The 23833-nt window shown below is 70.7% G+C and carries 24 protein-coding genes and 1 tRNA gene; 16 read left to right on the top strand and 9 right to left on the bottom strand.

Annotation, left to right across the window (positions count from 1 at the left end; translation table 11 throughout):
* Window positions 1-165: 165 nt before the first annotated feature.
* The 7 genes from EXE47_RS06255 to moaA all read left to right on the top strand — a co-directional run bounded on the left by EXE47_RS06255 (window position 166) and on the right by moaA (window position 6751).
* Complete coding sequence (locus EXE47_RS06255; protein WP_086216931.1) at window positions 166-1668, top strand: NAD(P)/FAD-dependent oxidoreductase; 1503 nt, start codon at window positions 166-168, stop codon at window positions 1666-1668.
* The gene (locus tag EXE47_RS06250) at window positions 1665-2603 is read left to right on the top strand and encodes a prenyltransferase (protein WP_049930946.1); all 939 of its coding nucleotides are present in this window, start codon (window positions 1665-1667) and stop codon (window positions 2601-2603) included. The genes EXE47_RS06255 and EXE47_RS06250 overlap by 4 nt, the downstream gene beginning before the upstream one ends.
* Window positions 2600-3508, top strand: a complete 909-nt coding sequence (cruF, locus tag EXE47_RS06245; protein ID WP_049930944.1) for a bisanhydrobacterioruberin hydratase — start codon at window positions 2600-2602, stop codon at window positions 3506-3508. Before EXE47_RS06250 ends, cruF begins: the two co-directional genes overlap by 4 nt.
* Window positions 3509-3644: 136 nt before the next feature.
* Window positions 3645-4202, top strand: a complete 558-nt coding sequence (locus EXE47_RS06240; RefSeq protein ID WP_049931055.1) for a diadenylate cyclase — start codon at window positions 3645-3647, stop codon at window positions 4200-4202.
* A gap of 95 nt (window positions 4203-4297) precedes the next feature.
* On the top strand, window positions 4298-4723 hold the full coding sequence (locus EXE47_RS06235; RefSeq protein WP_049930942.1) for a universal stress protein: 426 nt from the start codon (window positions 4298-4300) through the stop codon (window positions 4721-4723).
* 97 nt (window positions 4724-4820) lie between these two features.
* Entirely contained in the window at window positions 4821-5588 is a 768-nt protein-coding gene (locus EXE47_RS06230) for an MBL fold metallo-hydrolase (RefSeq protein WP_089308569.1), read from the top strand.
* Between the two features lie 158 nt (window positions 5589-5746).
* A complete protein-coding gene (gene moaA / locus EXE47_RS06225; RefSeq protein WP_089308570.1) occupies window positions 5747-6751 on the top strand; it encodes a GTP 3',8-cyclase MoaA in 1005 nt (334 codons plus the stop codon).
* Between the two features lie 88 nt (window positions 6752-6839).
* Here moaA and EXE47_RS06220 read toward each other — a convergent pair whose 3' ends face one another.
* A complete protein-coding gene (locus tag EXE47_RS06220; protein ID WP_137703865.1) occupies window positions 6840-8744 on the bottom strand; it encodes a prolyl oligopeptidase family serine peptidase in 1905 nt (634 codons plus the stop codon).
* A 338-nt stretch (window positions 8745-9082) separates the two neighbouring features.
* Between EXE47_RS06220 and EXE47_RS06215 the strand changes: the two genes are divergently transcribed.
* On the top strand, window positions 9083-10135 hold the full coding sequence (locus EXE47_RS06215) for a S66 peptidase family protein (protein WP_049930934.1): 1053 nt from the start codon (window positions 9083-9085) through the stop codon (window positions 10133-10135).
* A 592-nt stretch (window positions 10136-10727) separates the two neighbouring features.
* On the opposite strand, the gene EXE47_RS06210 is transcribed toward EXE47_RS06215, so the two are convergent.
* A tRNA-Arg gene (locus tag EXE47_RS06210) sits at window positions 10728-10802 on the bottom strand.
* A 108-nt stretch (window positions 10803-10910) separates the two neighbouring features.
* Between EXE47_RS06210 and EXE47_RS06205 the strand changes: the two genes are divergently transcribed.
* Both EXE47_RS06205 and EXE47_RS06200 read left to right on the top strand, forming a co-directional pair.
* The gene (locus tag EXE47_RS06205) at window positions 10911-11528 is read left to right on the top strand and encodes an AAA family ATPase (protein WP_089308572.1); all 618 of its coding nucleotides are present in this window, start codon (window positions 10911-10913) and stop codon (window positions 11526-11528) included.
* The gene (locus EXE47_RS06200) at window positions 11525-11977 is read left to right on the top strand and encodes an RNA-binding domain-containing protein (RefSeq protein WP_049930931.1); all 453 of its coding nucleotides are present in this window, start codon (window positions 11525-11527) and stop codon (window positions 11975-11977) included. Before EXE47_RS06205 ends, EXE47_RS06200 begins: the two co-directional genes overlap by 4 nt.
* A gap of 67 nt (window positions 11978-12044) precedes the next feature.
* Here the strand turns inward: EXE47_RS06200 and EXE47_RS06195 are convergent, their stop codons facing one another.
* The 5 genes from EXE47_RS06195 to EXE47_RS06175 all read right to left on the bottom strand — a co-directional run bounded on the left by EXE47_RS06195 (window position 12045) and on the right by EXE47_RS06175 (window position 16162).
* On the bottom strand, window positions 12045-12650 hold the full coding sequence (locus tag EXE47_RS06195; protein ID WP_049930929.1) for a hypothetical protein: 606 nt from the start codon (window positions 12648-12650) through the stop codon (window positions 12045-12047).
* A gap of 108 nt (window positions 12651-12758) precedes the next feature.
* Window positions 12759-13352, bottom strand: coding sequence for a GNAT family N-acetyltransferase (locus EXE47_RS06190; protein WP_089308573.1), 594 nt, complete (start codon window positions 13350-13352; stop codon window positions 12759-12761).
* A 91-nt stretch (window positions 13353-13443) separates the two neighbouring features.
* Complete coding sequence (locus EXE47_RS06185) at window positions 13444-14418, bottom strand: alpha/beta hydrolase (protein ID WP_089308574.1); 975 nt, start codon at window positions 14416-14418, stop codon at window positions 13444-13446.
* Between the two features lie 84 nt (window positions 14419-14502).
* The gene (locus EXE47_RS06180; RefSeq protein WP_049930924.1) at window positions 14503-15423 is read right to left on the bottom strand and encodes a DMT family transporter; all 921 of its coding nucleotides are present in this window, start codon (window positions 15421-15423) and stop codon (window positions 14503-14505) included.
* 79 nt (window positions 15424-15502) lie between these two features.
* Complete coding sequence (locus tag EXE47_RS06175) at window positions 15503-16162, bottom strand: ArsR family transcriptional regulator (RefSeq protein WP_049930922.1); 660 nt, start codon at window positions 16160-16162, stop codon at window positions 15503-15505.
* A gap of 223 nt (window positions 16163-16385) precedes the next feature.
* On the opposite strand from EXE47_RS06175, the gene cofH reads away from it, so the two are divergent.
* A complete protein-coding gene (gene cofH / locus EXE47_RS06170; RefSeq protein ID WP_049930920.1) occupies window positions 16386-17843 on the top strand; it encodes a 7,8-didemethyl-8-hydroxy-5-deazariboflavin synthase subunit CofH in 1458 nt (485 codons plus the stop codon).
* 116 nt (window positions 17844-17959) lie between these two features.
* Window positions 17960-18271 carry a DUF2250 domain-containing protein gene (locus tag EXE47_RS06165; protein ID WP_089308575.1) on the top strand — a complete coding sequence of 104 codons (312 nt, stop codon included), beginning with the start codon at window positions 17960-17962 and terminating at the stop codon, window positions 18269-18271.
* A 33-nt stretch (window positions 18272-18304) separates the two neighbouring features.
* On the opposite strand, the gene hmgA is transcribed toward EXE47_RS06165, so the two are convergent.
* Together hmgA and EXE47_RS06155 are read right to left on the bottom strand one after the other, a co-directional pair.
* Window positions 18305-19528, bottom strand: a complete 1224-nt coding sequence (hmgA, locus tag EXE47_RS06160) for a hydroxymethylglutaryl-CoA reductase (NADPH) (protein WP_049930916.1) — start codon at window positions 19526-19528, stop codon at window positions 18305-18307.
* 83 nt (window positions 19529-19611) lie between these two features.
* A complete protein-coding gene (locus tag EXE47_RS06155; protein ID WP_086216885.1) occupies window positions 19612-20085 on the bottom strand; it encodes a GNAT family N-acetyltransferase in 474 nt (157 codons plus the stop codon).
* A 200-nt stretch (window positions 20086-20285) separates the two neighbouring features.
* On the opposite strand from EXE47_RS06155, the gene EXE47_RS06150 reads away from it, so the two are divergent.
* The 4 genes from EXE47_RS06150 (at window position 20286) to EXE47_RS06135 (ending at window position 23800) form a co-directional block, all read left to right on the top strand.
* On the top strand, window positions 20286-21140 hold the full coding sequence (locus EXE47_RS06150) for a DUF502 domain-containing protein (protein WP_089308576.1): 855 nt from the start codon (window positions 20286-20288) through the stop codon (window positions 21138-21140).
* Window positions 21137-21583, top strand: coding sequence for an archease (locus EXE47_RS06145; protein ID WP_049930913.1), 447 nt, complete (start codon window positions 21137-21139; stop codon window positions 21581-21583). The genes EXE47_RS06150 and EXE47_RS06145 overlap by 4 nt, the downstream gene beginning before the upstream one ends.
* A 67-nt stretch (window positions 21584-21650) precedes the next feature.
* A complete protein-coding gene (locus EXE47_RS06140; RefSeq protein ID WP_049930911.1) occupies window positions 21651-22193 on the top strand; it encodes a hypothetical protein in 543 nt (180 codons plus the stop codon).
* Window positions 22194-22291: 98 nt separating this feature from the next.
* Window positions 22292-23800: an RtcB family protein gene (locus EXE47_RS06135; protein ID WP_089308577.1), complete on the top strand. Its 1509-nt coding sequence runs from the start codon at window positions 22292-22294 to the stop codon at window positions 23798-23800.
* Window positions 23801-23833 lie beyond the last annotated feature (33 nt).

Raw genomic sequence — 23833 nt, 5'->3', positions numbered from 1 at the left:
CTTAGTGGTATCCACTCCGGCCGCCCCCGCCGCTCCGCTCGCGCGCTCCCGTCGCCGTGGCGGACCGCTGCGATGCCGTCGCGAGCCCCGCCGACCGAACGTGTCAGGGACCTTCCCGCGACGCGTCTGACCGGATTTATACCGGAGCCGTCCCTAGGATCGCGTATGGACGTGGTCCCGGACATCGACGGCGTTGCCGGCGAGTCCGTCGTCGTTATCGGCGGCGGATTCGGCGGACTCTCGACGGCCTGTTACCTCGCGGACGCCGGCGCGGACGTCACGCTGTTGGAAAAGAACGAACAGCTCGGCGGCCGCGCCAGCCGGCTCGAAGTCGACGGCTTCCAGTTCGACATGGGGCCGTCGTGGTACCTGATGCCCGACGTCTTCGAGCGCTTCTTCGGGCACTTCGGGCGGTCGCCGGACGAGTTCTACGAGCTGGAGCGGCTCGACCCACACTACCGCGTGTTCTGGAAGGACGGAGATCAGGTCGACGTGCTGCCGGACCGCGATGCGAACCGGGAGATCTTCGAGTCGTACGAGCCGGGCGCGGGCGAGGCGTTCGACGCGTACCTCGAGGAGTCCAAGCGGACCTACGAGATCGGGATGGAACACTTCGTGTACGAGGACCGCCCGCGGCTGCGCGATTACGTGGACACCGACGTGATGCGCTACTCGTGGGGGCTCTCGCTGCTCGGTAAGATGCAGGGGCACGTCGAGGACTACTTCGACCACCCGAAGCTCCAGCAGCTGATGCAGTACACGCTCGTGTTCCTCGGCGGCTCGCCGACGAACACGCCGGCGCTGTACAACCTGATGAGCCACGTCGACTACAACATGGGCGTCTACTACCCCGACGGCGGGATCGGCGCGGTCGTCGACGGCATCGTCGAACTCGCCGAAGACCTCGGCGTCGACTTCGTCACCGACGCCGAGGTGACGGGGATCGAGGGGCGGTACGGCGCGTTCGCGGTCGACACCGAGAACGGCGAGCGCTACCTCGCCGACCGCGTCGTCTCCGACGCCGACTACGCGCACACCGAACAGGAACTGCTGCCCGAGCGCAAGCGGCAGTACACCGAGGAGTACTGGGAGTCGCGGACGTACGCGCCCTCCGCGTTCCTACTGTACCTCGGCGTCGAGGGCGACGTGCCGAACCTCGAACACCACACGCTCGTCCTCCCGACTGACTGGGACGAACACTTCGAACAGATATTCGACGATCCCGAGTGGCCCGACGACCCCGCCTACTACCTCTGCGTCCCCTCGAAGACCGACGACACGGTGGCGCCGGAGGGCCACAGCAACCTCTTCGCGCTCGTCCCGATCGCGCCCGGGATCCGTGACACCCCCGAGATCCGCAACCGGTACCGCGACCTCGTGATCGACGACATCGCGGAGAACACCGGGACCGACCTCCGCGGCCGGGTCGTCGTCGAGGAGACGTTCTCGGTCGACGACTTCGCGGACCGGTACAACAGCTACGCGGGCAGCGCGCTGGGGCTGGCGCACACGCTCACGCAGACCTCGCTGCTCCGGCCCGGGCATACCTCGGACGCGGTCGACGGGCTGTACTTCACCGGATCGACGACGACGCCCGGTATCGGCGTCCCGATGTGTCTCATCAGCGGGGGGCTGACCGCGGAAGCGATGGCCGGCGACGACGTGTGATCTCCGCCGTGAGCGACCAGAATCGACCGGCGACCGACGGCGAGCGAGCCACCGCCGAGGGCGGGGACCGGCCCGCGAGAAGCGGCGGCGAGGGGCTCCGGTACCTGCTGGTGCTGTCGCGGCCGCGGTTCTGGCTCTACCTCGCCGGGCCGGTCGCCGTCGGCGTCACCTACGGGATCGGCGACGTGAGCGGGCTGTTCACGCCCGTCACGGTCGCGCTCGCGGCGTACTTCCTCGTGCCGGCCAACGTCTTCCTCTACGGCGTCAACGACGTGTTCGACGCCGACATCGACGAGCTGAATCCGAAGAAGGAGGGCCGCGAGGCGCGCTGGCGAGGGAGCCGGTTCGTCTCGGTCGCCGTCGTCGCGTCCGGCGCGCTGGGGCTCGCGACGCTCGCGATCACCCCGCGGGTCGCGTGGCCGTACCTGCTCGGCTTCCTCGCCCTGGCGGTCGGCTACAGCGCGCCGCCGGCCCGGTTCAAGACGACGCCGTTCCTCGACTCGCTGTCGAACGGGTTGTACGTCCTCCCCGGCGCGGCGGCGTACGCGACGGTTGCGGGCGCGCACCCGCCGCTCGCGGCGCTCGCGGGCGCGTGGCTCTGGACGATGGGGATGCACACGTTCTCCGCGATCCCGGACATCGAGCCGGACCGCGCGGCGGGGATCGACACGACCGCGACCGTCCTCGGCGAGGCGCGCACGTACGCCTACTGCTTCGGGGTGTGGACCGCCGCGGCCGCCGCGTTCTGGCTCGTCGACCCGCGGCTGGGCGCCCTGCTCGGCGTGTACCCGCTGTTCGTCGCGTGGGTCGCGCGCTCGTCGGTCTCGGTCGACCGCGCGTACTGGTGGTTCCCGGCGCTGAACACCGTCGTCGGCACGCTGCTGTCGATGGGCGGCCTCTGGCGGGTGTACCCGCTCTGGGAGGCGCTACCGTGAGCGACGGCGACCGGGCGGGATCGGCCGGGACGACCGCCGCCGCGACGACCGGCTCTCGGCTCGACGCGCTCCGCGAGCGCGCGCCGGACACGCGCAACGAGGCCGAGGCGCTGCTGGACCGGCTCGTCCGTGAGAACCGCTTCACCATCGCGGTCGTCTTCCCGCTCGTCGGGGCGATCGCGCTCGTCGGCAGCGCCGAGGGGTGGGTGCCCGAGCCGTTCGCGTTCCACCCGTGGTTCGTGCTGTTCGGCGTGATCGTGATGCGCTCGCCGCTGGTCGTCGGCGTGCTGCCGACGATCGACCGCCGCGCGCTCGGCTGGATCGGCGTCCTAATGGCGTACACGTACCTCATCGAGTCGGTCGGCGTCGCCACCGGGTGGCCGTACGGGGAGTTCGCGTACACGGTCGACCTCGGACCGATGCTCGGCGGGGTCCCGGTCGCGCTTCCCGTCTTCTTCATCCCGCTCGTAATGAACGCCTACCTGCTGTGTCTGCTGCTGCTCGGCCCGCGTGCCGACAGCGTGTGGGTTCGACTGGCAACGGTGATCCCGGTCGTCGTCGCGATGGACGTCGTGTTGGACCCCGGCGCAGTGTCGCTCGGCTTCTGGAACTTCGGCGGCGGACCGTTCTACGGCGTGCCCCTCTCGAACTACGCCGGGTGGGTGCTGTCGGCGATTGTCGCCGTCGTCACGCTCGACCGCGCCTTCGCGGCGGTCGGGATCCGCGACCGGCTGCGCGACTGCGAGTTCATGCTCGACGACATGGTGAGCTTCGTGATCCTCTGGGGCGGGATCAACGTCTGGTTCGGGAACCTCCTGCCCGCGGCGGTCGCGGCCGCGTTCGGCGTCGGCCTCGTCCGCGCCGACCGGTTCGACACGCGACTGTTCACGGAGTGGCGGCGATAGCGAGCGCCCGGGGCGAGCGCGGCGGCCGTGCGACGCCGCCCCACTCGGTGGCTCTTATATACCGGGGACTCGTTTGCTCGACCGTGACCGACGGCGGCAATCGCGGCGGGCGACCGAACCGGGAGGACCGACGGCGATGAGCGACCTCGCCATCGACTACGGCGACCACGAGCGCGTGTGCGAAGTCGTCGACCGGCTGATGTACTGCGCCGAACACGTCAGCGTCTCCTTCGACGGGTGGGAGGAACCGCACGTGAAGGGGCCGGGACTGTACTTCGCCGTCATCGGCGACAGCGACTACGGGGCGTACGCCGACCCGATGGGGGACAACCGCTGGCCCCGCGACACCGCCCCATCCGTCTTCGACGGGGGCGCGCTCGCGACGGCGGCGGAGTCGGTGAGCGTCGCGCAGGACGGCGGCGTCGTCGTCGCGGTCGACGGCGAGATCGAGGCCCAGATGGTCCGCTTCCGCGACCTGGGCACCCGCGACGAGGAGACCGATCTCGTCGACGACGTGAGCTACGAGCCGTGGATGGGGTCGCGGCACATGAGCGCCATCGAGACCTCGGTCCGCCCGGAGGTCGTGGCGACGGTGACGCTGAGCGAGGAGACCGGCCGCGTCAGCGTCTTCCGCGACGGCGAGGCGAACAGCATGCGGCGCGAGGAGATCGGCGGCCGCTGGCGCGGCGAGTAGCGCGCTTCGCGCCCGGCGGTTAGCACGGGCGCGGCGCTCCCAGGGTCCGGCCCCGAGGCCCCACGGTTAAGCCTCGGCCGGGCGAACGACGACGCATGTACGACGAGATACTGGTTCCGACCGACGGGAGCGAGGCGGTCGACCGCGCGCTCGAACACGCGGTCCGGCTCGCGACGGACCACGACGCGACGCTCCACGCGCTGTACGTCGTCGACCGGCGGATCGCGGCCGCCAACTCGGGCGACCTCCACGACGAGGTCGTCGAGGACCTCGAATCGCAGGGCGAGGCCGCCGTCGCGGCGGTCGCCGACGCGGCCGCCGAGGCCGGGCTGGACGCCGAGACGCACGTCGCGCACGGGACGCCCGACACGGAGATCGTCGGGTACGCCGACGAGGCCGGCATCGACGTGATCGTGATGAGCCCGGAGGGGAAGTCGCCGCGCGAGCGGATTCGGTCGCTCGGGAGCGTCTCAGACCGCGTCGCCGACGACGCGTCGGTTCCGGTGTTCCTCATCAAGTGACCCGCCCCTCGGAGCGAGTCCGATCGGACCGGAGCCGACCACGGTCGACCGCCGCGCGGCCGAGCCAATTAGGTGGGTGGGGCCGCGACCCGTCGGCATGGAACTCACCGTGCTCGGGTCCGGCAGCGCGATGCCGGTCCCGGACCGCGCGCAGGCCGGCTACCTCCTCGACGACGGCGACCGATCGCTGCTCGTCGACTGCGGCAGCGGCGTCCTCCAGCGGCTCGCGGGGACCGACACGGGCTACGAAGGCGTCTCGACGGTCCTCCTAACCCACCACCACCTCGACCACGTCGCGGCGCTGTTGCCGCTCCTGAAGGCCCGCTGGCTCGCCGGCGAGGAACACCTCGAAGTCGTCGGGCCCGCGGGCACGAAGTCGCTCGTCGACGGCCTGCTCGGCGTTCACGACTACCTCGACGGCCGGATCGACCTCGCCGTCCGCGAGGTGTCGAGCGCGCGCCCGTTCGCCGCCGGCGGGTTCGACGTGACGGCCCGGGAGACGCGCCACTCGATGGACGGGTTCGCCTACCGCTTCTCGCCGCCGAGTTCGGACGCCACGCCCGCTGACGGCCCGCTCGCGCTCTCCGGAGACACCGAGGCGTTCGCGGGCATGGCGCGGTTCGCGGACGGCGCCGACTGCCTCGTCCACGACTGCTCGTTCCCAGATGACGTCGACGTGTCGAATCACCCGACGCCAACGAGCCTCGGCGAGTCGCTGGCGGACGTCGAGGTCGGGACGCTCCTGCTCTCGCACCTCTACCCGCACACCGGCGGCCGCGAGCGCGAGATGACGGAAAGCGTCCGCGAGGCGGGGTTCGACGGCGAGGTACGGGCCGCGGCCGACGGACTGCGCGTGTCGCTGTGACCGCCGCGCGGACTCGGACCGCAACCGTCGGTCGGCCGCTCACCGGTCTCGACGTAACCGTCGGTCGGCCGCACGTCGGCTTGGACGTAACCGGCAAACGTTACCTATCCGCACGAACGACCCGGATATTTAAGCGCGCGTGGTCGTTCCTGTCTTCCATGGCCGGCCCACTCGCGGACGACTTCGGACGGGAGGTGACGGGGGTGCGGATCTCGCTTACCGACCGGTGTAACTTCGACTGCGTCTACTGTCACAACGAGGGGTTAGGCGATACGCGCGGGCCGATGGAGCCGAGCGACGCGGAGATGAGCGCCGACGACGTGGTCCGGTTCCTCGAGGTCGTCGAGGGATACGGCGTCGACGCCGTGAAGTTCACCGGCGGCGAGCCGATGCTCCGGCAGGACCTGGAGGAGATCATCGAGCGCACGCCAGATTCGATGGAGGTGTCGATGACGACGAACGGCACGTTCCTCCCCGGGCGCGCCGCGGACCTGAAGGCCGCCGGCCTCGACCGCGTCAACGTCTCGCAGGACGCGCTCGACCCGGACGACTTCGCCGAGGTGACGAAGTCCGGCGCCTACGAGCAGGTCCTCGAAGGCGTGAAGGCGGCGGTCGAGGCCGGACTCGACCCCGTGAAGCTCAACATGGTCGTGTTCACGCACACCGCGGGCTACGTCGAGGAGATGGTCGAGCACGTCGCCGACAACGAGGGGCTCCAGCTCCAGCTCATCCAGTACATGCCGGAGCTGACCGGCAAGCCGGAGTGGAACGTCGACATCGGGCGCGTCCACGACTGGCTCGCCGAGAAGGCGGACCGCGTCGAACACCGCGAGATGCACGACCGGAAGCGCTACTTCGTCGGCGAGGCGAGCGACGACGAGACGGGCGGCATGGTCGAGATCGTCGACCCCGTCGAGAACGAGGACTTTTGCGCCAACTGCGGCCGCGTCCGCGTCACCCACGAGGGGTACCTGAAGGGGTGTCTCAACCGCAACGACGACCTCCGCTCGATGGGCGAGATGACCCGCGAGGAGATCGCGGAGACGTTCGAGGAGGTGGTGGCCAATCGGGTTCCTTACTACGGCGAGTACCTCGTCGAGGGCGACGACGGCGAGTACGAACTCAACGAGAAGTACCTCGGGACGCCGCCAGCGGCGGACTGAGGCCTGGGCCGATGGGCGCGGAGCGCGCCGCGATCGCCGACGTTCGGAGCGCGCCGCGATCGCCGACGGTCGGCGCGCCGGTCGGGGCCTACTCCGGCGGCTCGTACGGCCGACTGCTCCCGTCGTCCGGGAGCCGACGCAGGTACTTCGCGAACAGGTCCGCCACACGGGTGTACGCGTCGAGGACGTGGTCCAGTTCGCCGAACCCGTGCGGCTCGCCCTCGTACCGGCGGAGCTCGTGGCGGGCGTCGTGTTTCTCCAGCTCGGCGACGAGCTGCTCCGACTGGCTGATCGGGACGCGGGCGTCCTCCTCGCCGTGGAGCACCATGAGCGGGTCGTCGATGTCGGGGACAGTCCGGATCGGGCTCGCGTCGCGGTAGGCGTCGAGGTCGGCGACGAAGTCGCCCAGCTCGCGCTTGAGTAGTTGCCACCCCACGTCGTCGGTGTCGTCGACGAACGACTCGTAGTCGTACACGCCGTAGAAGGCGGCGCCGGCGCGGAACCGGTCGCTGTTGCCGAGCGCGTTCACGGTCATCAGCCCGCCGCCGGAGCCGCCGAATATCCCGACGCGGTCGCCGTCGACGGCGTCGTAGCGCGCCGCCGTCGCGTCCGCGGCGCGGATCACGTCGTCGAGGTCGCCGCCGCCCCAGTCGCCGTCGTTCGCCATGCGGAACGCCCGACCGAACCCGTCGGAGCCGCGGTAGTTGGGGCGGACGACCGCGTAGCCGAGCGCCGCGAAGTACGCCGCCCGGTGGTCGAAACCGAAGCCGTCGAAGGCGGTCGGACCGCCGTGCGGCTTCACGAGGAGCGGGACGGAGTCCGGCTCGGCGGCCGACGCGGGCGGGTGGACCACCGCGTTGACCCCGGTCCCGTCGGAGTCGTAGGTGAACGCCTCCGGGGCCGGAAGCCGGTCCGACAGCCCCGCCGTCGCCGTCGGCGTGCGTCGCTCGCCGGTCGCCGCGTCGACCGCGGTCGGCGGCTCGGTCGGCGTCTCCCGGACCGACAGCACGCGGTCGCCGTCCCACCGCGGTGCGCCGTGGATCGCGTCGCCGGTCGCGAGGGCGGTCGCGTCGGCGGCCGCGTCGGGGTCGGCGCCCGTCCCGGGACCGGCGTCCGCGAGCGCGCCGTCGACGTCGACCGCGTGGACGTGCGTCCGGCCGCCCGCGGTGGCGGTCACGGCGAGCCTGTCGCCCGCGTCGTTCCACTCGGGCGCCGCGATCTCGGTCTCCGGGACGCCGTAGATCGGCGTCGGCGAGTCGCTCCCGTCGGCCGCGGGTTCGTCGCCGCCGACGCCGTACACCGCGTCGTATCCGCTGCCGTCGTGGACGAACGCGACCGCCTCGTCGTCGCCGGGTCGCGGGCGCGGACAGGCCGGCCGGACGCCCGGTTCGGCGAACAGTTCGGTGACGGCCCCACTGCCGTCGCCACCGAACGGGACGCGGACGAGCGCGGCCTCGTAGTCGAACAGGTCGGCGTGTGCCGACCGCGTCGCGACGACACTGTCGCCCTGCCAGTGCGGGTCGGCGTAGAGGTACTCGCCGGTCGCGATCGCCTCGATCCGGTCGCCGTCGGGGGAGACGACCGCGAGGCTCGCCCGCGAGAAGGCGTCGGTGACGATCGCGATCCCGGGCTCGCCCCACGCGAGGCCGGAGATGCCGCCCTCCAAGTCGGTCAGCACCTCGACCGCGCCGGTGTCGGCGTCGACGGTCGCCAGCTCGGCGTCGCCGGTGACGAAGGCGATCCGGTCGCCGTCGGGGCTCCAGTCGAGCCACCGCGCGTCGGTGCGCCCGTAGCGCATGGCCGACGCCCCCCGGCTCGTGAGCCGGCGGTCCTCGCCGTCGGTCGCCAGCCAGACGTCGGTGGTCAGCTCGCGGTTCTTCGCGTACGCGATCCGCCCGTCGGGTCCGACCGCGGCTTGGACAACGCGGTCTGCGACGGCCATGTCGGCGAGTAGCCCGTCGTAGTCGGTGTCTCTGAGGTCTCGTCGGTACACGTGTGTCACTGCGGTGAGCGAGCACTTGGGCGTATGGCTCTCGGAAGGGGTAGCTCACGAGACGTTGGACTCGTTATCACGGCGCAATTGAACCCTCTCCCGCTGAGAGTCCGCTGAGCGCGTGCCGAACGCAGAACGCAAGCGTTGTACTCTCCCGTGTTCTGCGGGGCGATCTGCCGTGTGAATCTGGACGGAGACCGTCTCGACGCTTAATTCGCGCAGTGAGAAGCGGGTATCGGGCGTCCACTCGTGCGTCTCGTGCCAGTCTCCCGATTATTCCTGATACTGCGGCACACGGGTGAATAAAAGATATATGACGTCCTTCGTAGATCCCAGTCGTGTCTGAGTTCCTCACTCCGCCCCCTGTCGAACCCGGCGATCGGGTCGCGGTCGTCGCGCCGGCGTCGAACGCACCCGAATCTGCGCGGTTCGTCTACGAACTCGGTCTCGAGCGAATGCGCGACGTTTTCGACCTCGATCCGGTGGAGTATCCGACCGCGACCGCCGACCCGGAGTGGCTTGCGGACAATCCGGAGGCACGCGCCGAGGAGGTTATGAACGCATTCCGCGACCCGGACGTCTCAGCCGTGATCGCAAACATCGGAGGCCACGACCAGATCACGATCCTCCCGTATCTCGACGGAGACGTACTCCGTGAACACCCGACCCGGTTCTACGGGTACTCAGACAACACGAACCTGGCCCTGTTCCTCTGGAACCAGGGGATCGTCTCGTACTACGGCGGATCGACGCTGCTCGAATACGCGATGGACGGAGAGATGTTCGATTACACGGAGGAGTACCTGCGGCGTGCGCTCTTCGAGGACTCGATCGGCGACTGGACCGAAGCAGAGGTGTTCACTGACGAGGCCGGGGACTGGGAAGATCCGGAGTCGGTCGAGACTACTCGCGAGATCGAACAATCCGACGGCCGGATCTGGCGCGGCGGTGAAGAGGCGGTCTCGGGTCGGATCTGGGGCGGTTGCTACGCAGTCCTCGTCGAACAGTTCCTCGCCGATCGGTACCTGCCCGACCCCGACGCGCTGACCGGTACTGTCCTCGCGCTAGAGACGAGCGAATTGGTCCCTGACCCGGCCGTCGTCGGTGCGAACCTTCGCGCACTCGGCGAGCGCGGCCTTCTCGAACGATTCGACGGTGTGCTTGTCGGACGCCCCGCCGCTCGCTCACACATCGAAGAGAATCCGCGAGAGTGGCGGGCGGAGTATCGGGAGCGCCAGCGCGAGGCGATTAGTGACGCGTTCGAGACGTACAATCCGAACGCTCCCGTTGTCTTCAATTGCGAGTTCGGACACACGTACCCGACGTGTCCCATTCCGATCGGCGGTGAGGTCGAAATCGACCCCTCGACCGCATCCATTCGCCTTCTTTGAGTTCACGGCGGGCTAGAATCCGGTGCCAGATAGATTCTCTGTGTCCAGACGGAATGAGACCGGGGTTCACGCGCAAGGTGTGCCGGCCACCGCTGACCGGGGGTGGTGTACAGGCGCAGGTCATTCTGAGGCCGCAGCTACCTGTTCCACCAACAGTCTTCGACGACGAGGGATCGATCGAGGACGCCGAGGTCCGTGATTCCGCTTTGGCGAGGTTGCGGGCGATGCCGTCCGGGTCGTGGCGGGGGCGAGCGTGCTCGATACTGCTCCGTATCGGTGGTTCGAGAGACGTCGTGTCGACACCGCCGGGCTCGGTATCGTTTCCGTCGCGGTCGACGGTCGATTTCGGATCCTGCCGAACGAGGGTCCCGCCGAGCCGGTTCCGGTCGACGGTCCACGGAGAACCGCAACACGGGTAGGCGATCTCGGCGCCGCGTCCAGTGAAAGTCGGATGCGTGCGAGGGACCCGTTAATCTGCGGAACGGGACCCGAACCGCAGCGTCTCGGACGATTTAACGATCCGATCGCAGAGACGCGATCGACCCCAAATTCGGGTGTTTGACAGACGACCCGAGAACCGACGGGTTCGAAGCGAGCACGGTGGGATTCGAACCCACGGCCATCGGATTAGAAGTCCGACGCTCTATCCTGGCTGAGCTACGTGCCCTCACTCGACTCTGATCCGCCGCGTCTAAAAAACGCCCGCGGTTCGCGGCGGGTCGCTCAGCACCGGCCAACAGCAGACCTAAGTCCGCGAGCGGAGTAGCGACCGGTAATGAACGTCATCGGAACCGTCGGCCTCCCCGGCAGCGGGAAGGGGGAGGCGGCAAACGTGGCCGAGGCGGCTGGCATCCCCGTCGTCGTCATGGGCGACGTGGTCCGCGCCGAGTGTCGCCGCCGCGGGCTCGACCCGGCGCAACACCACGGCCGGATGGCCGGCACGCTCCGCGAGGAGGAGGGCGACGACGCCATCGCCGCTCGGACGCTCCCGCGCATCCGGGAGGCGGCGGCCAAGAGCGAGCGCGGCGAGACCGTCGTCGTCGACGGTCTCCGCTCGACCGTCGAGCTCGAACGCTTCCGCGAGGCGTTCGGCGACGACTTCACGCTCGTCGCGATCCGCGCGCCCTTCGAGCTCCGCGCCGAGCGGCTGGGCGAGCGCGGCCGCGACGACTCCGACTCGGACCTGGCGTCGCTCCGCAGGCGCGACGCCCGCGAGATCGACCTCGGACTCGCCGAGACGTTGGAGCGCGCCGACGTCGAGATCGACAACACCGACAGCCTCGCGGCGTTCCGCGAGCGCGTCCGCGAAGTGCTGGGCGTCGACGGTGAGGGCGCGGACCGCTCGGACGGCGACGCCGCCGAGGCGGCCGAGGCCGGGGGTGACGGCGCGTGATCTACAGCGTCGACGTTCGGATCGAGGTGCCGGTCCACGACACGGAGGTGACCGACCGGGTCGCCGACGCGGTCGAGAACGTCTTCCCGGACGCGGAGCCGGTCCACGAGGACGGGCGGCTCGTCTCCGAGACGCACAGCCTCGACGCGTTCTCCGACGTGCTCCACGAGCAGGAGATCCTCGACACCGCCCGCCGCGTCTTCCGACAGAACCGCACCGACGACGGGTTCGCCTTCTCGTTGAAGAAGCAGGCGGCGCTCGAAGGCGTCGTCAACTTCGCGGTCGGCGATCCGGACGAACTCGGTGAGATCGACGTCGAGGTGCGCGTCCGCGAGCCGGACGTCGAGTCGTTCATCGACTACGTCGCGCCCGAGACCGACGGGGGGCAGCCGGTCGACCCCGTCCGCGAGTACGGCGACCGGTTCGACCCCGAGGACGAGGCGTACTGAGGCGCCGACCCGGCGCGCCCGTCGCCGCTCTCCCGGTCACTCGGCCCGTCGCTCACTGATCCACCAGTCACTCGGCCGTGGCGCCGGCCGCGGCCCCGCCGACCGCGCCGAAGACGACCGGATAGACGAGCCCCGCGAGCAGCGCCGCCGTGACGAGCGTCGGGGCGACGCTGCCGCCGTCACCGACGGCGTACCGGAACAGGAAGGCGCCGATCACCGCGAGCGGGAGGTAGCCGACGACGGCGAGCGCGCCGGACTGCGCGCCGTCGACCGGCGTCGCCGCGCCGGCCGCGCGCGCTATCCCGACCCCGGCGACGACGAGCAGCAGCGGCGGCACGGCGTACAGGAACGTCAGCCCGGCGTCGCTCTGCGCGACGAAGTTCACCGAGCGGGCGGCGCCGATCAGCGAGGGCACGTTCACGTCCACGAAGTGCGCGTTGTAGAACACCCAGCCGACGCCGCGCCACACCGAGATGGTGTCGCCGCCGAACAGGTCGGCGAAGAAGTTGATCCCGGAGAGCCCCTCCTCGACCCGGCCGCTCTGCGTGACGTAGACGACCAGGTAGCCGAGGACGTACGACACCGCGCCCGCGACCGCCCCGACGACCGCGCCGCGGCCGAGGCTCCTTTCCGCCCCTGTCGCGCTCGATCCGCCGCTGGTTGTCGAAGACATGCGCCCGGTATCGTTTCGGCGGGCGTAAGTGTTTGTTGGGTCGGATCGGGACGCGAAACGATCGCGTCGACGGCCGCAGGAGTGCGTCTATCGGCGGACACCGTCGGATCAGGTCGTCGCCTTGCGCCACTCCGACTGCGAGATCGTGTACCGGACCTCGTCGTGGACGGTGCCGTCCGCGTAGACCAGCTCGTTGCGGAGCCGCCCCTCGCGTCGCCCGCCGAGGCGGTCGACGTACCGTTCGATCGCGCGCCGCGACTTCTCGTTGTCGGGGTGGTGGCCCACGGCGACGACATCCAGGTCGAGGTCCGCGAACGCGACCTCGGCGAGCGCGGCGGCGCGCTCGCCGGAGTAGCCGCGGCCCCAGAACCGCTTGCGGAGCCACGTGCCGAGCGTCGCAGTCCGCTTTTCCCAGTCGACCCCGAAGCCGCCGAAGCCGGCTATCTCGCCCGCACCGTCCTCCCCCTCGCGGGGGTAGATCACGTACGTCGCCGCCTCGGCGTCCTCGAAGCGCTCGCGCCCGCGTTCGAGGAACTCTAGCGTCTCCTTCTTCGTCTCGTGGGGGTCCCACGTGACGAACTCGGTCACCTCGTCGATGCCGGGATCGGACGAGCAGATCCGATAGCACTCGTCGAGGTCGACGTGTTCGGGACTCCGCACCTCCAGCCGAAGCCGGTCCGTCTCGATGGTCTCGGGGAACACGTCGTGAGCGTCGTCGCCCGCCGAATAAATTCCACCGGCGCCCTGCGACGGGTTGTCACGGGCACCGACCGCCGTCGGTCGTCGAACGCCGTCAGTCGCCGAAGGCGTCGGCGAGGTCGCCGCCGACGCTCGCGATCGCGTCGCGCGCCCGGTCGACCTCCGGCATCGTCATGAACCCGTGGACCATCGCGGGGTAGTTCTCGTATCGGGTCGCCACGCCGTCGGCGACGAGCTGCTCCGCGTACGCCCTCCCGCCGTCCCGGAGCGGGTCGAAGCCCGCTGTGACGACCGTCGCGGGCGCGACGCCGGAGAGGTCGCCGGCGTTGATCGGGTCGGCGTACGGGTTCCGACGGTGGATGTCGCTCCGGTAGTAGGCCGCCGAGAACCACTCGATGTCCGCCCGGGAGAGGACGGTCCCGGCGTGTTCCCGCATCGACTCCTGGTCGGGGTCGACGCCGATCCCCGGGTACAGGAGCGCCTGTCGGGCGATGTCGGGGCCGTCCCGCTCGGCGGCCATGAGGGCGGTCACCGCGGCGAGGGTGCCGCCGGCGGAGTCGCCCGCGACCGCGAGGTCGCCGGTCCCGCGGAGCCGCTCGGTCGCGTCCGCGGCCCGCTCGACGGCGGCGTACGCGTCCGCGACCGCGGCCGGGAAGGGGTGTTCAGGCGCGAGCCGGTACTCGACCGAGAGGACGGCGCACCCGCTCTCCCGGGTCAGGTGCCGACAGAGCCAGTCGTGGGTCTCGACGCTGCCGAGGACGAACCCCCCGCCGTGGAAGAAGACGACCGTCGGGTAGGGGGGCTCGGCGGCGGGGAGGTAGAGCCGCGCGTCGAGGTCGCCGACCGTCGCCCGGTCGCCGAGGGCGCGCCGCGCGTCGTCGTCTTCGGGTCCGGGAAGGGTCAGCGACTCGGTTGCGCCCACGCTCGGCGGGTCGCGGTTCCGGATCCGCATCAGCGGGTCGGTCAGGCGACGGAGGAGCTTCAGCCGGTAGCGACCGTGCGGGAGCGGGACCCGCGACTGTCGGGCGGCGACGCGCTCCGCCTGGGGGTCGATCTGTTCGGCGCTCACGGTCCGGAAGTCGTCGCCCCGCCGACAAGACGGTTGCGGCGGGGTCGGCTGTCGGGCGGTCGGTGGGGCCGTCGGGGTCCCGACTCAGCCCGCGACGCCGACCGCCCGCAGCTCCTCGCGGATCGCGTCGCGTTTCACCAGCGCGAAGCCGACACAGATGGTGAGGAAGCCCGCGACCGTCGTCGGGGTGATCCCCTCGTCGAGGACGAGCCAGCCGACGGCGGCCGCGAACACCGGCGCGACGTAGGAGACGAGGTTGATCTCGATCGGGCCGAGCCGGTCGAGCAGGTCGAAGTAGATGAGGAAGCCGATCCCGCTGGCGACGACCGAGAGGTAACCCAAGGCGAGCAGCGACTCCGTCGTCCAGGTCGCGTCGGCGACCGACTCGCCGAGCGCGAGCGCGAGCAGATGGGTGAGCCCCGCGCCGAGGAGCATCGACCACGCCTCCATCGTCTCGATGGCGATGTCGGCCTCCGAGGCCCGCGAGAGGACGGAGCCGAGCGCGAACGAGGTCGCCGCGAGCAGCACGAGCAGCTTCGCGACGGTGCCGCCGCCGGTCAGGTTGGCGGGGTCGGGGTTCGCGAGGACGACCGCCCCGGCGAGGCCGATCCCGAGGCCGAGCGCGCCGACCGCGGTCAGCCGCTCCGCCGGCAGGAGGGCGCGGGCGAACACCGTGGTCAACACCGGCGAGAGGCTGACGATAACGGCCGCGACGGCGCTCGTCACCGCCGGGTCGCTCTCCCCGACGAACAGGAAGGCGTGGTAGGCGGCGATGATGAACACGGCGCCGGAGACGACCTCGAGCCACTGGTCCCGGCCGCGCGGGACCGGGTCGTCGACCGCGTACGCCGCGTACGCGAGCATGACGACGCCGGCGACGTCGAACCGGAACGCCGCGAACAGCACGGGCGGGAAGTACGCCAATCCCGCGTTGATCGCGACGAACGCGGAGCCCCACGCGGCGGCGAGGACGAGGAACAGCGAGAGGTTTCTGAGACGGCTCACGGTCGTCGTCTCCGGGCGGCGAGCCAAAAGGTTCCGGAAACGGTCGCGGTCGCCGGATCCGGTCGACGGGAGGGGGCCGTCAGCGGACCCGGTACCCGTCTGCGTCGCGGGCGACCACGCCCACGTCGGAGAGCCGCCGCAGGGCGTCCGCGACCGTCGACTCGCGCGCGCCGACCTCGTCGGCGACCGCCGCGGGCGTGCCGTCGGTCTCGACCACCGCGGCGATGACGGTCGCGAAGAAGCGGCTGTCGGCCTGCCCGCCGAGCCGCTCGTCGATCTCGGCGAGCGTGTCCTCGACGCGGCCCTGGACCCACCGCTGGGCGAGCGAGAGCTCCCGGTCGAGGTCTTGGAGGCGGGTGAACTCCTCCGCGAGCTCCGCGAGGTCGCCGGTCGTGCCCGACCCGTCGGGGCCCTCGATCGAGAGGTGCGGACAGCGACCGGACATGTCGAGGCTGTTCTTCGCCGGGTACGCGCTCTTCGCACCGAAGCCGTACGGCGAGACGCTCACCTCCAGCCGGAGGCTGCGCGCGATCCGGAAGTACTTCCGCCGCTGGTCGTCCGTCGTCGACTCGACGAGCCCGGCCTCCTCCAGCTTCCGCAGGTGGTCGATCACCGCCTTCGGGCTCACGTCCAGGTACTCCGAGATCTCCGTGACGTAACACGGCTTGGTGGCGAGAAGCCGGAGGATGCGCCGCCGGTTCTCGTTGCCGAGGAGATCGAGCAGTACCGCGGAGTCCATTAACGTGTGGTTAGCGTCCAGCGGATAAAAGGTTGGCTTCCGTGACCGGTCGCGTTCCGCTCGGAGCGTCAGGGTACGGCGATTCGGTGCGAACGCGGACAGTCTGTGCCGCTCGTGTCACCCCTTCGCTCGGCGGTAGCCGACGCGTCCGAACGACCCGCCGGGGACGCATCGGCTGTCGCGACCCTCCCGTTTATCACGGTGGAACCGGGAACGTTAGGGGATGAGTTCGGGGGGCAGTTCCGGCGCGAGCGGATCGAGCGGAGGCGGAGAGGGCGGGACCGTGAGCGGCGCGGAGGAGTTCGACTTCGCCGCGCCCGCGACCGACCAGTCGTTCGAGAACGCGCTCGCGAAGGCCCGCGACGGCGCTCGGCTGACGGTCGACGACGCCACCGAACTGCTCGCCACCGGCACGGGGGCGGCCGGGATCGACCCCGTCCGCAAGGAGGCGGTGTTAGAGGCCGCCGACCGGCGCCGGCGCGAGGAGGTGGGCGACGAGGTCACCTTCGTCGCCAACCTGAACAACAACGTCACCACCGCGTGTAACACCGGCTGCCTGTTCTGTAACTTCAAGGACTCCGCGCACGCGTTCGAGGCAGACAGCGACGTCGAGCACGCGGGGTTCACCAAGCCGCCCGCCGAGTCGCGCGCGGTCGTCGAAGACGCCCTCGACATGGGGATCTACGAGGTATGCTCCGTCTCGGGGCTCCACCCCGCGTTCGCGCTGAACGAGGAACATCACGAGATCCTCGCCGCGCACGACGACCCCGCGAGCGAGGTGAACTACAAGCCGCCCGAGCGGTACGCGACCGACCCGGGCACCTACGTCGAGCAGTTGGACGCGATGTCGGTCGGCGGCGTCCACCTCCACTCGATGACCCCAGAGGAAGCGTATCACGCCTCTCGGGGCACCGATTGGGAGTACGAGTCTGTGTACCGCGAGCTGGCGGCCGCCGGGCTCGACTCCGCACCGGGCACCGCCGCCGAGATCCTCGTCGACGAGGTCCGCGACGTGATCTGTCCGGGGAAGATCCGCACCGACGACTGGGTGGCGGCGATGGAGGGCGCGGCCGCCGCCGGCCTCGACGTCACCTCGACGATGATGTACGGCCACGTCGAGACGGTCGCGCACCGCGCGCAACACCTGAAGGTGATCCGGGACCTCCAAGACCGGACGGGCGCGATCACGGAGTTCGTTCCGCTCTCCTTCATCCACCAGAACACCCCGCTCTACCGGCGCGGCGTCGTCGACTCCGGCCCCTCGCACGCCGAGGACGAGCTCGTGGTCGCGGTCGCGCGGCTCTTCTTAGACAACGTCGATCACGTCCAGGCGTCGTGGGTGAAGTCGGGCGACGCCCACGGGCTCAAACTCCTCAACTGCGGCGCGGACGACTTCATGGGCACCATCCTCTCGGAGGAGATCACCAGCCGCGCGGGCGGCGAGTACGGCGAGTACCGCTCGTTCGACGACTACGTCGAGATGATCACGGCGATCGGCCGGACCCCGGTCGAGCGCTCGACCGACTACCGGACCCGGCGCCGGATCGACCCCGACGACGGGCCGCACGGCCCGCGTCTCGGCCCCCGCGCCGACGGGACTCCACTGCTCGCGAACCGCTCGTCCGACGGCGGACGCGGCGGCGGCGCGGTCGGAACGCCGCCGGCCGACGCCGACGACTGAACCGGCTCCGACGGATCGGTTAGCGGCCGAACACGTTCCGCCGGACCCCTGACGACTCTCATCGAGTGGGAACCCCCGGTACGCCCTTTGTTATGTCACACGTCACCACGTGTGAGATGACCGCACCCGACGCACAGCCGGTCGGCCGCTCGGGAGAGAGCAACGGCGACGGCCGCGGAGAGAGCCTCGACGCGCCCTCGCTGACGCGCTCCGACGAGCGGCTGTTGGCGTACCTCGACGACGTGGGGACGGACTACCCGGCCTTCGTCGCGAGCAACACGGGACTGTACGCCGACCACGTCGAGTCGCGGCTGGAGGCGCTCGCGGCCGCAGGGCTCGTCGAGCGCGTGACCGGAGAGACCGTCTACCGTCTCACCGACGCGGGGCGGGCGGCGCTCCGCGACGACTGCCCGCGCTGGTCGGACTGAGGCGGAGGGCGCTCTGCGGGCCGCGGCGCCCGACTACCGCCCGAGTTCCGCGTGCGCCGACGAGAGGTGGCGGGAGCCGAGCGCCGCGAGCAGCGACAGTTCGCCGGCGAGCGCGCAGACCGCGATCGACTCCGCGAGCGCGTCGGCGTTGCTGCCGGCGGGGTCGCCGCCGCCGGCGACGCCGAGGATTTCCAGGCTCGCCTGCTGGGTCGGGAGCTTCGTCCCGCCGCCGACCGTCCCCACTTCGAGACTTGCCAGCGAGACGGAGACGTAGAGGTCGCCGTCGGCGGTCGTCTCGGCGGTCGTGATCGCGTTCGCCCCCTCGACGACCTGCGCCTCGTCCTGCCCGGTGGCGAGGAACATCGCCGCGACCGCGTTGGCGACGTGGGCGTTGAAGCCGAGCGCGCCCGCCTTCGCGGAGCCGACGAGGTTCTTCCGGGTGTTGATCTCAGCGATCGCCTCCGGGGTCGTGTGGAGGCGCTCCTCGACGGTCTCGCGTGGGACCGTCGCGTCGGCGACGACCGAGCGCCCGCGCCCCTCGACGGCGTTGATCGCGGCCGGCTTCTTGTCCGAACAGAGGTTCCCCGACAGCGCGACCAGCGAGGCGTCCGTCTCCGCCTCGATAACGTCGCAGGCCTCTCGGGTCGCGATGGTTGCCATGTTCATCCCCATCGCGTCTTTCGTGTCGTAGCGGAACCGGCAGAACACGTTGTTGCCGACGACGTACGGCGTCACGTCGAGCAGTTCGCCGTGGCTCGTCGTCGACTCCGCGGCCTCGCGCAGCGCGGGGACGTTGTCGCGCAGCCACGCGACGAGCGCCTCGGCCTCGGCGACGCCAGCGACCTGGAAGACGGGCGCGCGCGTCATCCCGCTCTTCGTCACGCGCGCGGTCGCGCCGCCGGCGTCCTCGACGACGGAGCAGCCGCGGTTGATCGACGCGACCAGCGCGCCCTCGGTGGTCGCCAGCGGCAGGTAGCGCTCGGCCGTCCCCGCGCCGCCGTCGACGGTCACCGGACCGGCGACGCCGACGGGGACCTGGACCCCGCCGAGGGTGTTCTCGATGTTCGAGCCGTGGACCGCCGCGGCGTCGAACGCGTACTCGCCGAGCGGGTCGAGGTCGGCGTCGGTCGCCTCCGCGACGAGCAGCCGGCGCGCGGCGGCCGCGGCGTCGGCGTCGGCGTGGTCTTCCAGCTCGTGGAAGCGGAGGTCGCCGTCGCGGACCCGGGCCGCGAGGTCCGCGGGAGTCGGTTGCGACATGCCGCCCTCTCCTCGCGGCGGGCGCTAATTACTGTCGGTTCGGCGGGCCTCCCGGGGCGAGCGGAGCGGACCGACGGGGCGAGCTACCGGCCGACGAACCCCGAGAGCCGCTCGCGGAGCGACTCGCCGCCGAGCTTGAGGTAGTAGGCGTCGCCCCCGTCCTCGTAGTAGTCGTCGATGCGGCGGATCACCTCGAAGCCGAGGTGCTCGTAGAAGCCGAGCGCCTGCCGGTTGGTCGTGCGGGCGTGACAGGTGACGGACCGGTGGTTCTCCGCGACGTCGGCGATCAGGCGCTCGGCGTGGCCGCGGCCGCGGTGATCGGGGTGAACGGCGAGAAAGAGGATGTAGCCGTCGCGCCGGACGGAGGCGAACGCGACGAGCCGGTCGTTCTCGACGAGGAGGTGGGCGGTCGACCGGCGGTACGCGTCGACGAAGAAACCGCGTCGCTGTCGGAGGACGCCCTCAGCGGACCGAATCTGCTCTTTGAGCTCCCACGCGGCGGTCGCGTAGTCGGACTCGCCGGGCGGGTCGGTCCGTTTCTCGACGTTGACGCTCACTGCGATGACCTAACACGCGGGCGGAATATAACTCCACCGCCAGCGGGGACCGTTGCGGGCGGTAGCTCCGCTCTCAACGGGTCGGGACCGTATCGAAGGCCGGGTCCGAGGCGGGTCGGTACCCGGACCGCCTGCGGACGCCGGCGCGGGCCGAGCGCTCGACGGAAACGTTTTGTCGCGGTCGCGCGTGGTCGCGATCAATGACCGACGAGTCGTCGGGGGTCGAGCTGCTCCGACGGGCCTTCCTCACCGGCGTCGCCGTCATCGTCCCCGCCGTCATCACGCTGGCCGTGCTCGCGTTCGCGTTCAACGCGGTGTACGACTACCTCGACGCGTTCTCCTCGGCGGTCGTGGCCGTGACGCCGGGAGCCGGACTCCCGGTGATCGGCGCGGTCTCCCGCGAGACCGCGATCGAGGTCGCGACGCCGGTCGTGTTCGTGGCCGCGATCCTCCTCGTGGGCGCCGGCGTCGAGTCCTCGCGGTACGGCGAGCGCGCGGTCGACTACGTCGACGACGCGGTCGAGCGGGTCCCGGGCGTCGGCTCCGTCTACCAGGGGTTCCGACAGATGAGCGACGCGATGCTCGACTCGGAGGGCGGGAACTTCCGCGAGGTCGTCCTCGTCGAGTTCCCGACCGAGGGGACGTACACGCTCGCGTTCGTCACGAGCGAGACCCCCGACGTCATCGCGGACCACGCGGACGGCGATGGCGACGGGATGCGAACGCTGTTCATGCCGATGGCCCCGAACCCGGTGATGGGCGGCCACGTCGTCTTCGTCCCCGACCGCCGGGTCGTCGACGTCGAACTGACCGTCGACGAGGGGATCCGCGCGCTGGTCACGAGCGGGGTCGCGCTTGAGGAGGTCGCGGCCGACCTCGACGACGTCGACCCGGATGACCTCCGCCCCGGCGCGCCGGAGCGGACCATCGACGCCCGGTTCCCGGCGGACGGGCGACCGGAGAACGCGGAGGAGCCCCGCGACGAGAGCCGCGGAGAGGGTCGAAAGGGCGGTGGAGAGAGCCGCGAGGGCGGCCGAAGCGTGGACGAGCGATGACCTACGAGCTCCGCGACCACACCGCCGACGTCGCCGTCGAGGCGACCGCCGAGACCCCTTCGGCGCTGTTCGCCGCGGTCGCCGACGGACTTACGGCCGCGAGCGCGGAGTCCGTTCCGGCGACGGGCGGCGAGCGGTTCGAGCTAACGGTCACCGCCGAGAGCCGCGAGGCGCTGCTGTTCGACTACCTCGACCGGCTGATATACGAGCGCGACGTGCGGCTCGTGCTCCCGGCCGATCACCGCTGTACGGTCGCCGAACCGGACGACGGGAACGGCGAGGACGACCCCGCGGAGCCGGGCGAGTGGCGGCTCGCGGCCAGCGCGCGCGGCGTCCCGCTCGGCGCGGTGGCCGCCCGAGAGATCAAGGCCGTCACCTACTCCGAGATGGCTCTCGAACGCCGCGGCGACGAGTGGTACGCGTACGTCGTGTTCGACGTGTGAGGCCGTGCCCCCCGCCTCGGAGCCGGCCGTGAGGAACCATTATAGTTATCGAGTACATTGGTAACGTATGTCACACTCAGAGCGGAGCGACGGGATCGGATCGACGGTGGCGGAGCGGCGGTGGCGCGCGGGGGCGAGCGGCGGGCTCGTGGCCGGCGCCGCGATGGGCGCCGTGTTACACTTCGGTCTCGGGCTCATGCCGACGATCGGCGCGCTGGTCGGGGTAGAGACGGTCCTCGTCGGGTGGGCCGTCCACCTGTTCAACAGCGCGCTGTTCGGTGCGCTGTTCGTCGCCGTCTTCGACCGCCCCTTCTTCGCGGAGCTCCGGGGAGATGTCGGCGGGTGCCTCTCGCTCGGCGTCGTCCACTCCGCGCTGCTGGGCGTGCTCACCGGCGGCCTGCTGTTGCCGGCCGCGATCGCGATCGAGGGCGCGACCGCGCTGCCGGTGCCGACGCTCCCGGTGCCGGGACTGACGGCCAGCTTCGAGTTCGGCGCGGTCATCGCGGTCGCGCACCTGCTGTACGGGCTCGTCCTCGGCCGAGTCTTCGCCGCGTTCACGCTCGCCGAGGGCGCGATCGGCTGGCTCCCGATCGACCCGCTCGACCAGTAGGCGGTCGCGGTCGGGCGACGGGCGTCGATCTCGACGGACTCGCTCGCGTCGCCGCCCGCTGACGCAACGCCCTTGCCTCCCCGCGTCGAACGCCGGGTATGACAACGCGCGAGTTCGATGGGATCCGACTGGAGAAAGTGCGCGAGCACGTCTGGGAGATCCCCCGCGAGGGCGACATGAACGTCCCCGCCCGGGTCCTCGCCAGCGAGTCGCTGCTCGAGGAGATTGGCGATGACGACTCGCTCCAGCAGTTGAAAAACGCCACTCACCTTCCCGGCATCGTCGAGCCCGCGCTCTGTATGCCCGACGGGCACCAGGGGTACGGCTTCCCGGTCGGCGGCGTGGGCGCTATCGACGCCCGAACCGGCTGTATTTCGCCGGGAGCGGTCGGCTATGACATCAACTGCGGCGTCAGAATGGTGCGAACGAATCTCACCTACGACGACGTGCGCGGCCGGGAGGAGGAGCTGGTCGACGCGCTGTTCGAGGCCGTCCCGTCGGGACTGGGCGGCGGCGGCGTGATAGACGGCGACGCCGACGCGATCGAGGGCGCGCTCGAACGGGGCGTCGAGTGGGCGGTCGAGGAGGGGTACGGGATCGAGAGCGACCTCGCGCGCTGCGAGGACGAGGGGCGTCGCCCCGACGCCCGGCCGGAGTACGTCTCCCAGAAGGCGATGGACCGCGGCCGGAACCAGATGGGGTCGCTCGGTTCGGGCAACCACTTCCTGGAGGTCCAGCGCGTCACCGACGTGTTCCGCGGGGACGTGGCCGAGGCGTACGGCCTCGAAGCGGACGGCATCGTCGTCTTAATCCACTGCGGGAGCCGCGGGCTGGGCCACCAGACCTGTAACGACTACCTCCGGCGGATCGAGCAGGAGCACGACGACCTGCTCGCCGAGCTCCCCGACAAGGAGCTCGCGGCCGCGCCGGCCGGCTCCGACCTGGCCGACGAGTACTACGGCGCGATGGGCGCGTGTATCAACTTCGCGTGGGTGAACCGCCAGCTGATCACGCATCAGGCGCGCGAGACGTTCGGCCAGGTGTTCGGCGCCGGCCCGATCGAGGACCTCGGGATGGAGCTGCTGTACGACGTGGCGCACAACATCGCCAAGAAGGAGACCCACGAGGTCGGCGTCGACGCCGAGGGGCGCCCGGCCGTCGGCGACGCGGCCGTCGACCGCGCGGAGCGCGAGCTGTACGTCCACCGCAAGGGCGCGACGCGGGCATTCCCCGCCGGCAACGGGGACGTGCCCGAGGCGTACCGCGGGGTCGGCCAGCCCGTCATCATCCCCGGCAGCATGGGCGCGGGCTCGTACGTCCTCCGCGGCGGCGAGGAGTCGATGGGCGTCTCGTTCGGCTCGACCGCCCACGGCGCGGGGCGGCTGATGAGCCGCACGCAGGCGAAACAGGAGTTCTGGGGCGGCGACGTACAGGACGACCTCGAAGACGGCCAACAGATCTACGTGAAGGCGCAGTCCGGTGCCACCATCGCCGAGGAGGCCCCCGGCGTCTACAAGGACATCGACGAGGTGATCCGCGTGAGCGACGAGCTCGGCATCGGCGACAAGGTCGCCCGCACGTTCCCGGTCTGTAACATCAAGGGGTGACGACGGGCCCGGTCGCCCGCCCGCCCCCAGCGC

Source organism: Halorubrum sp. GN12_10-3_MGM (assembly GCF_005435235.1).
In the GTDB taxonomy this organism is placed as follows: Archaea; Halobacteriota; Halobacteria; order Halobacteriales; family Haloferacaceae; genus Halorubrum; species Halorubrum ezzemoulense.
Note: the sequence above shows the minus strand (reverse complement) of the source record. Positions and strands in the feature narration are given on the sequence as shown.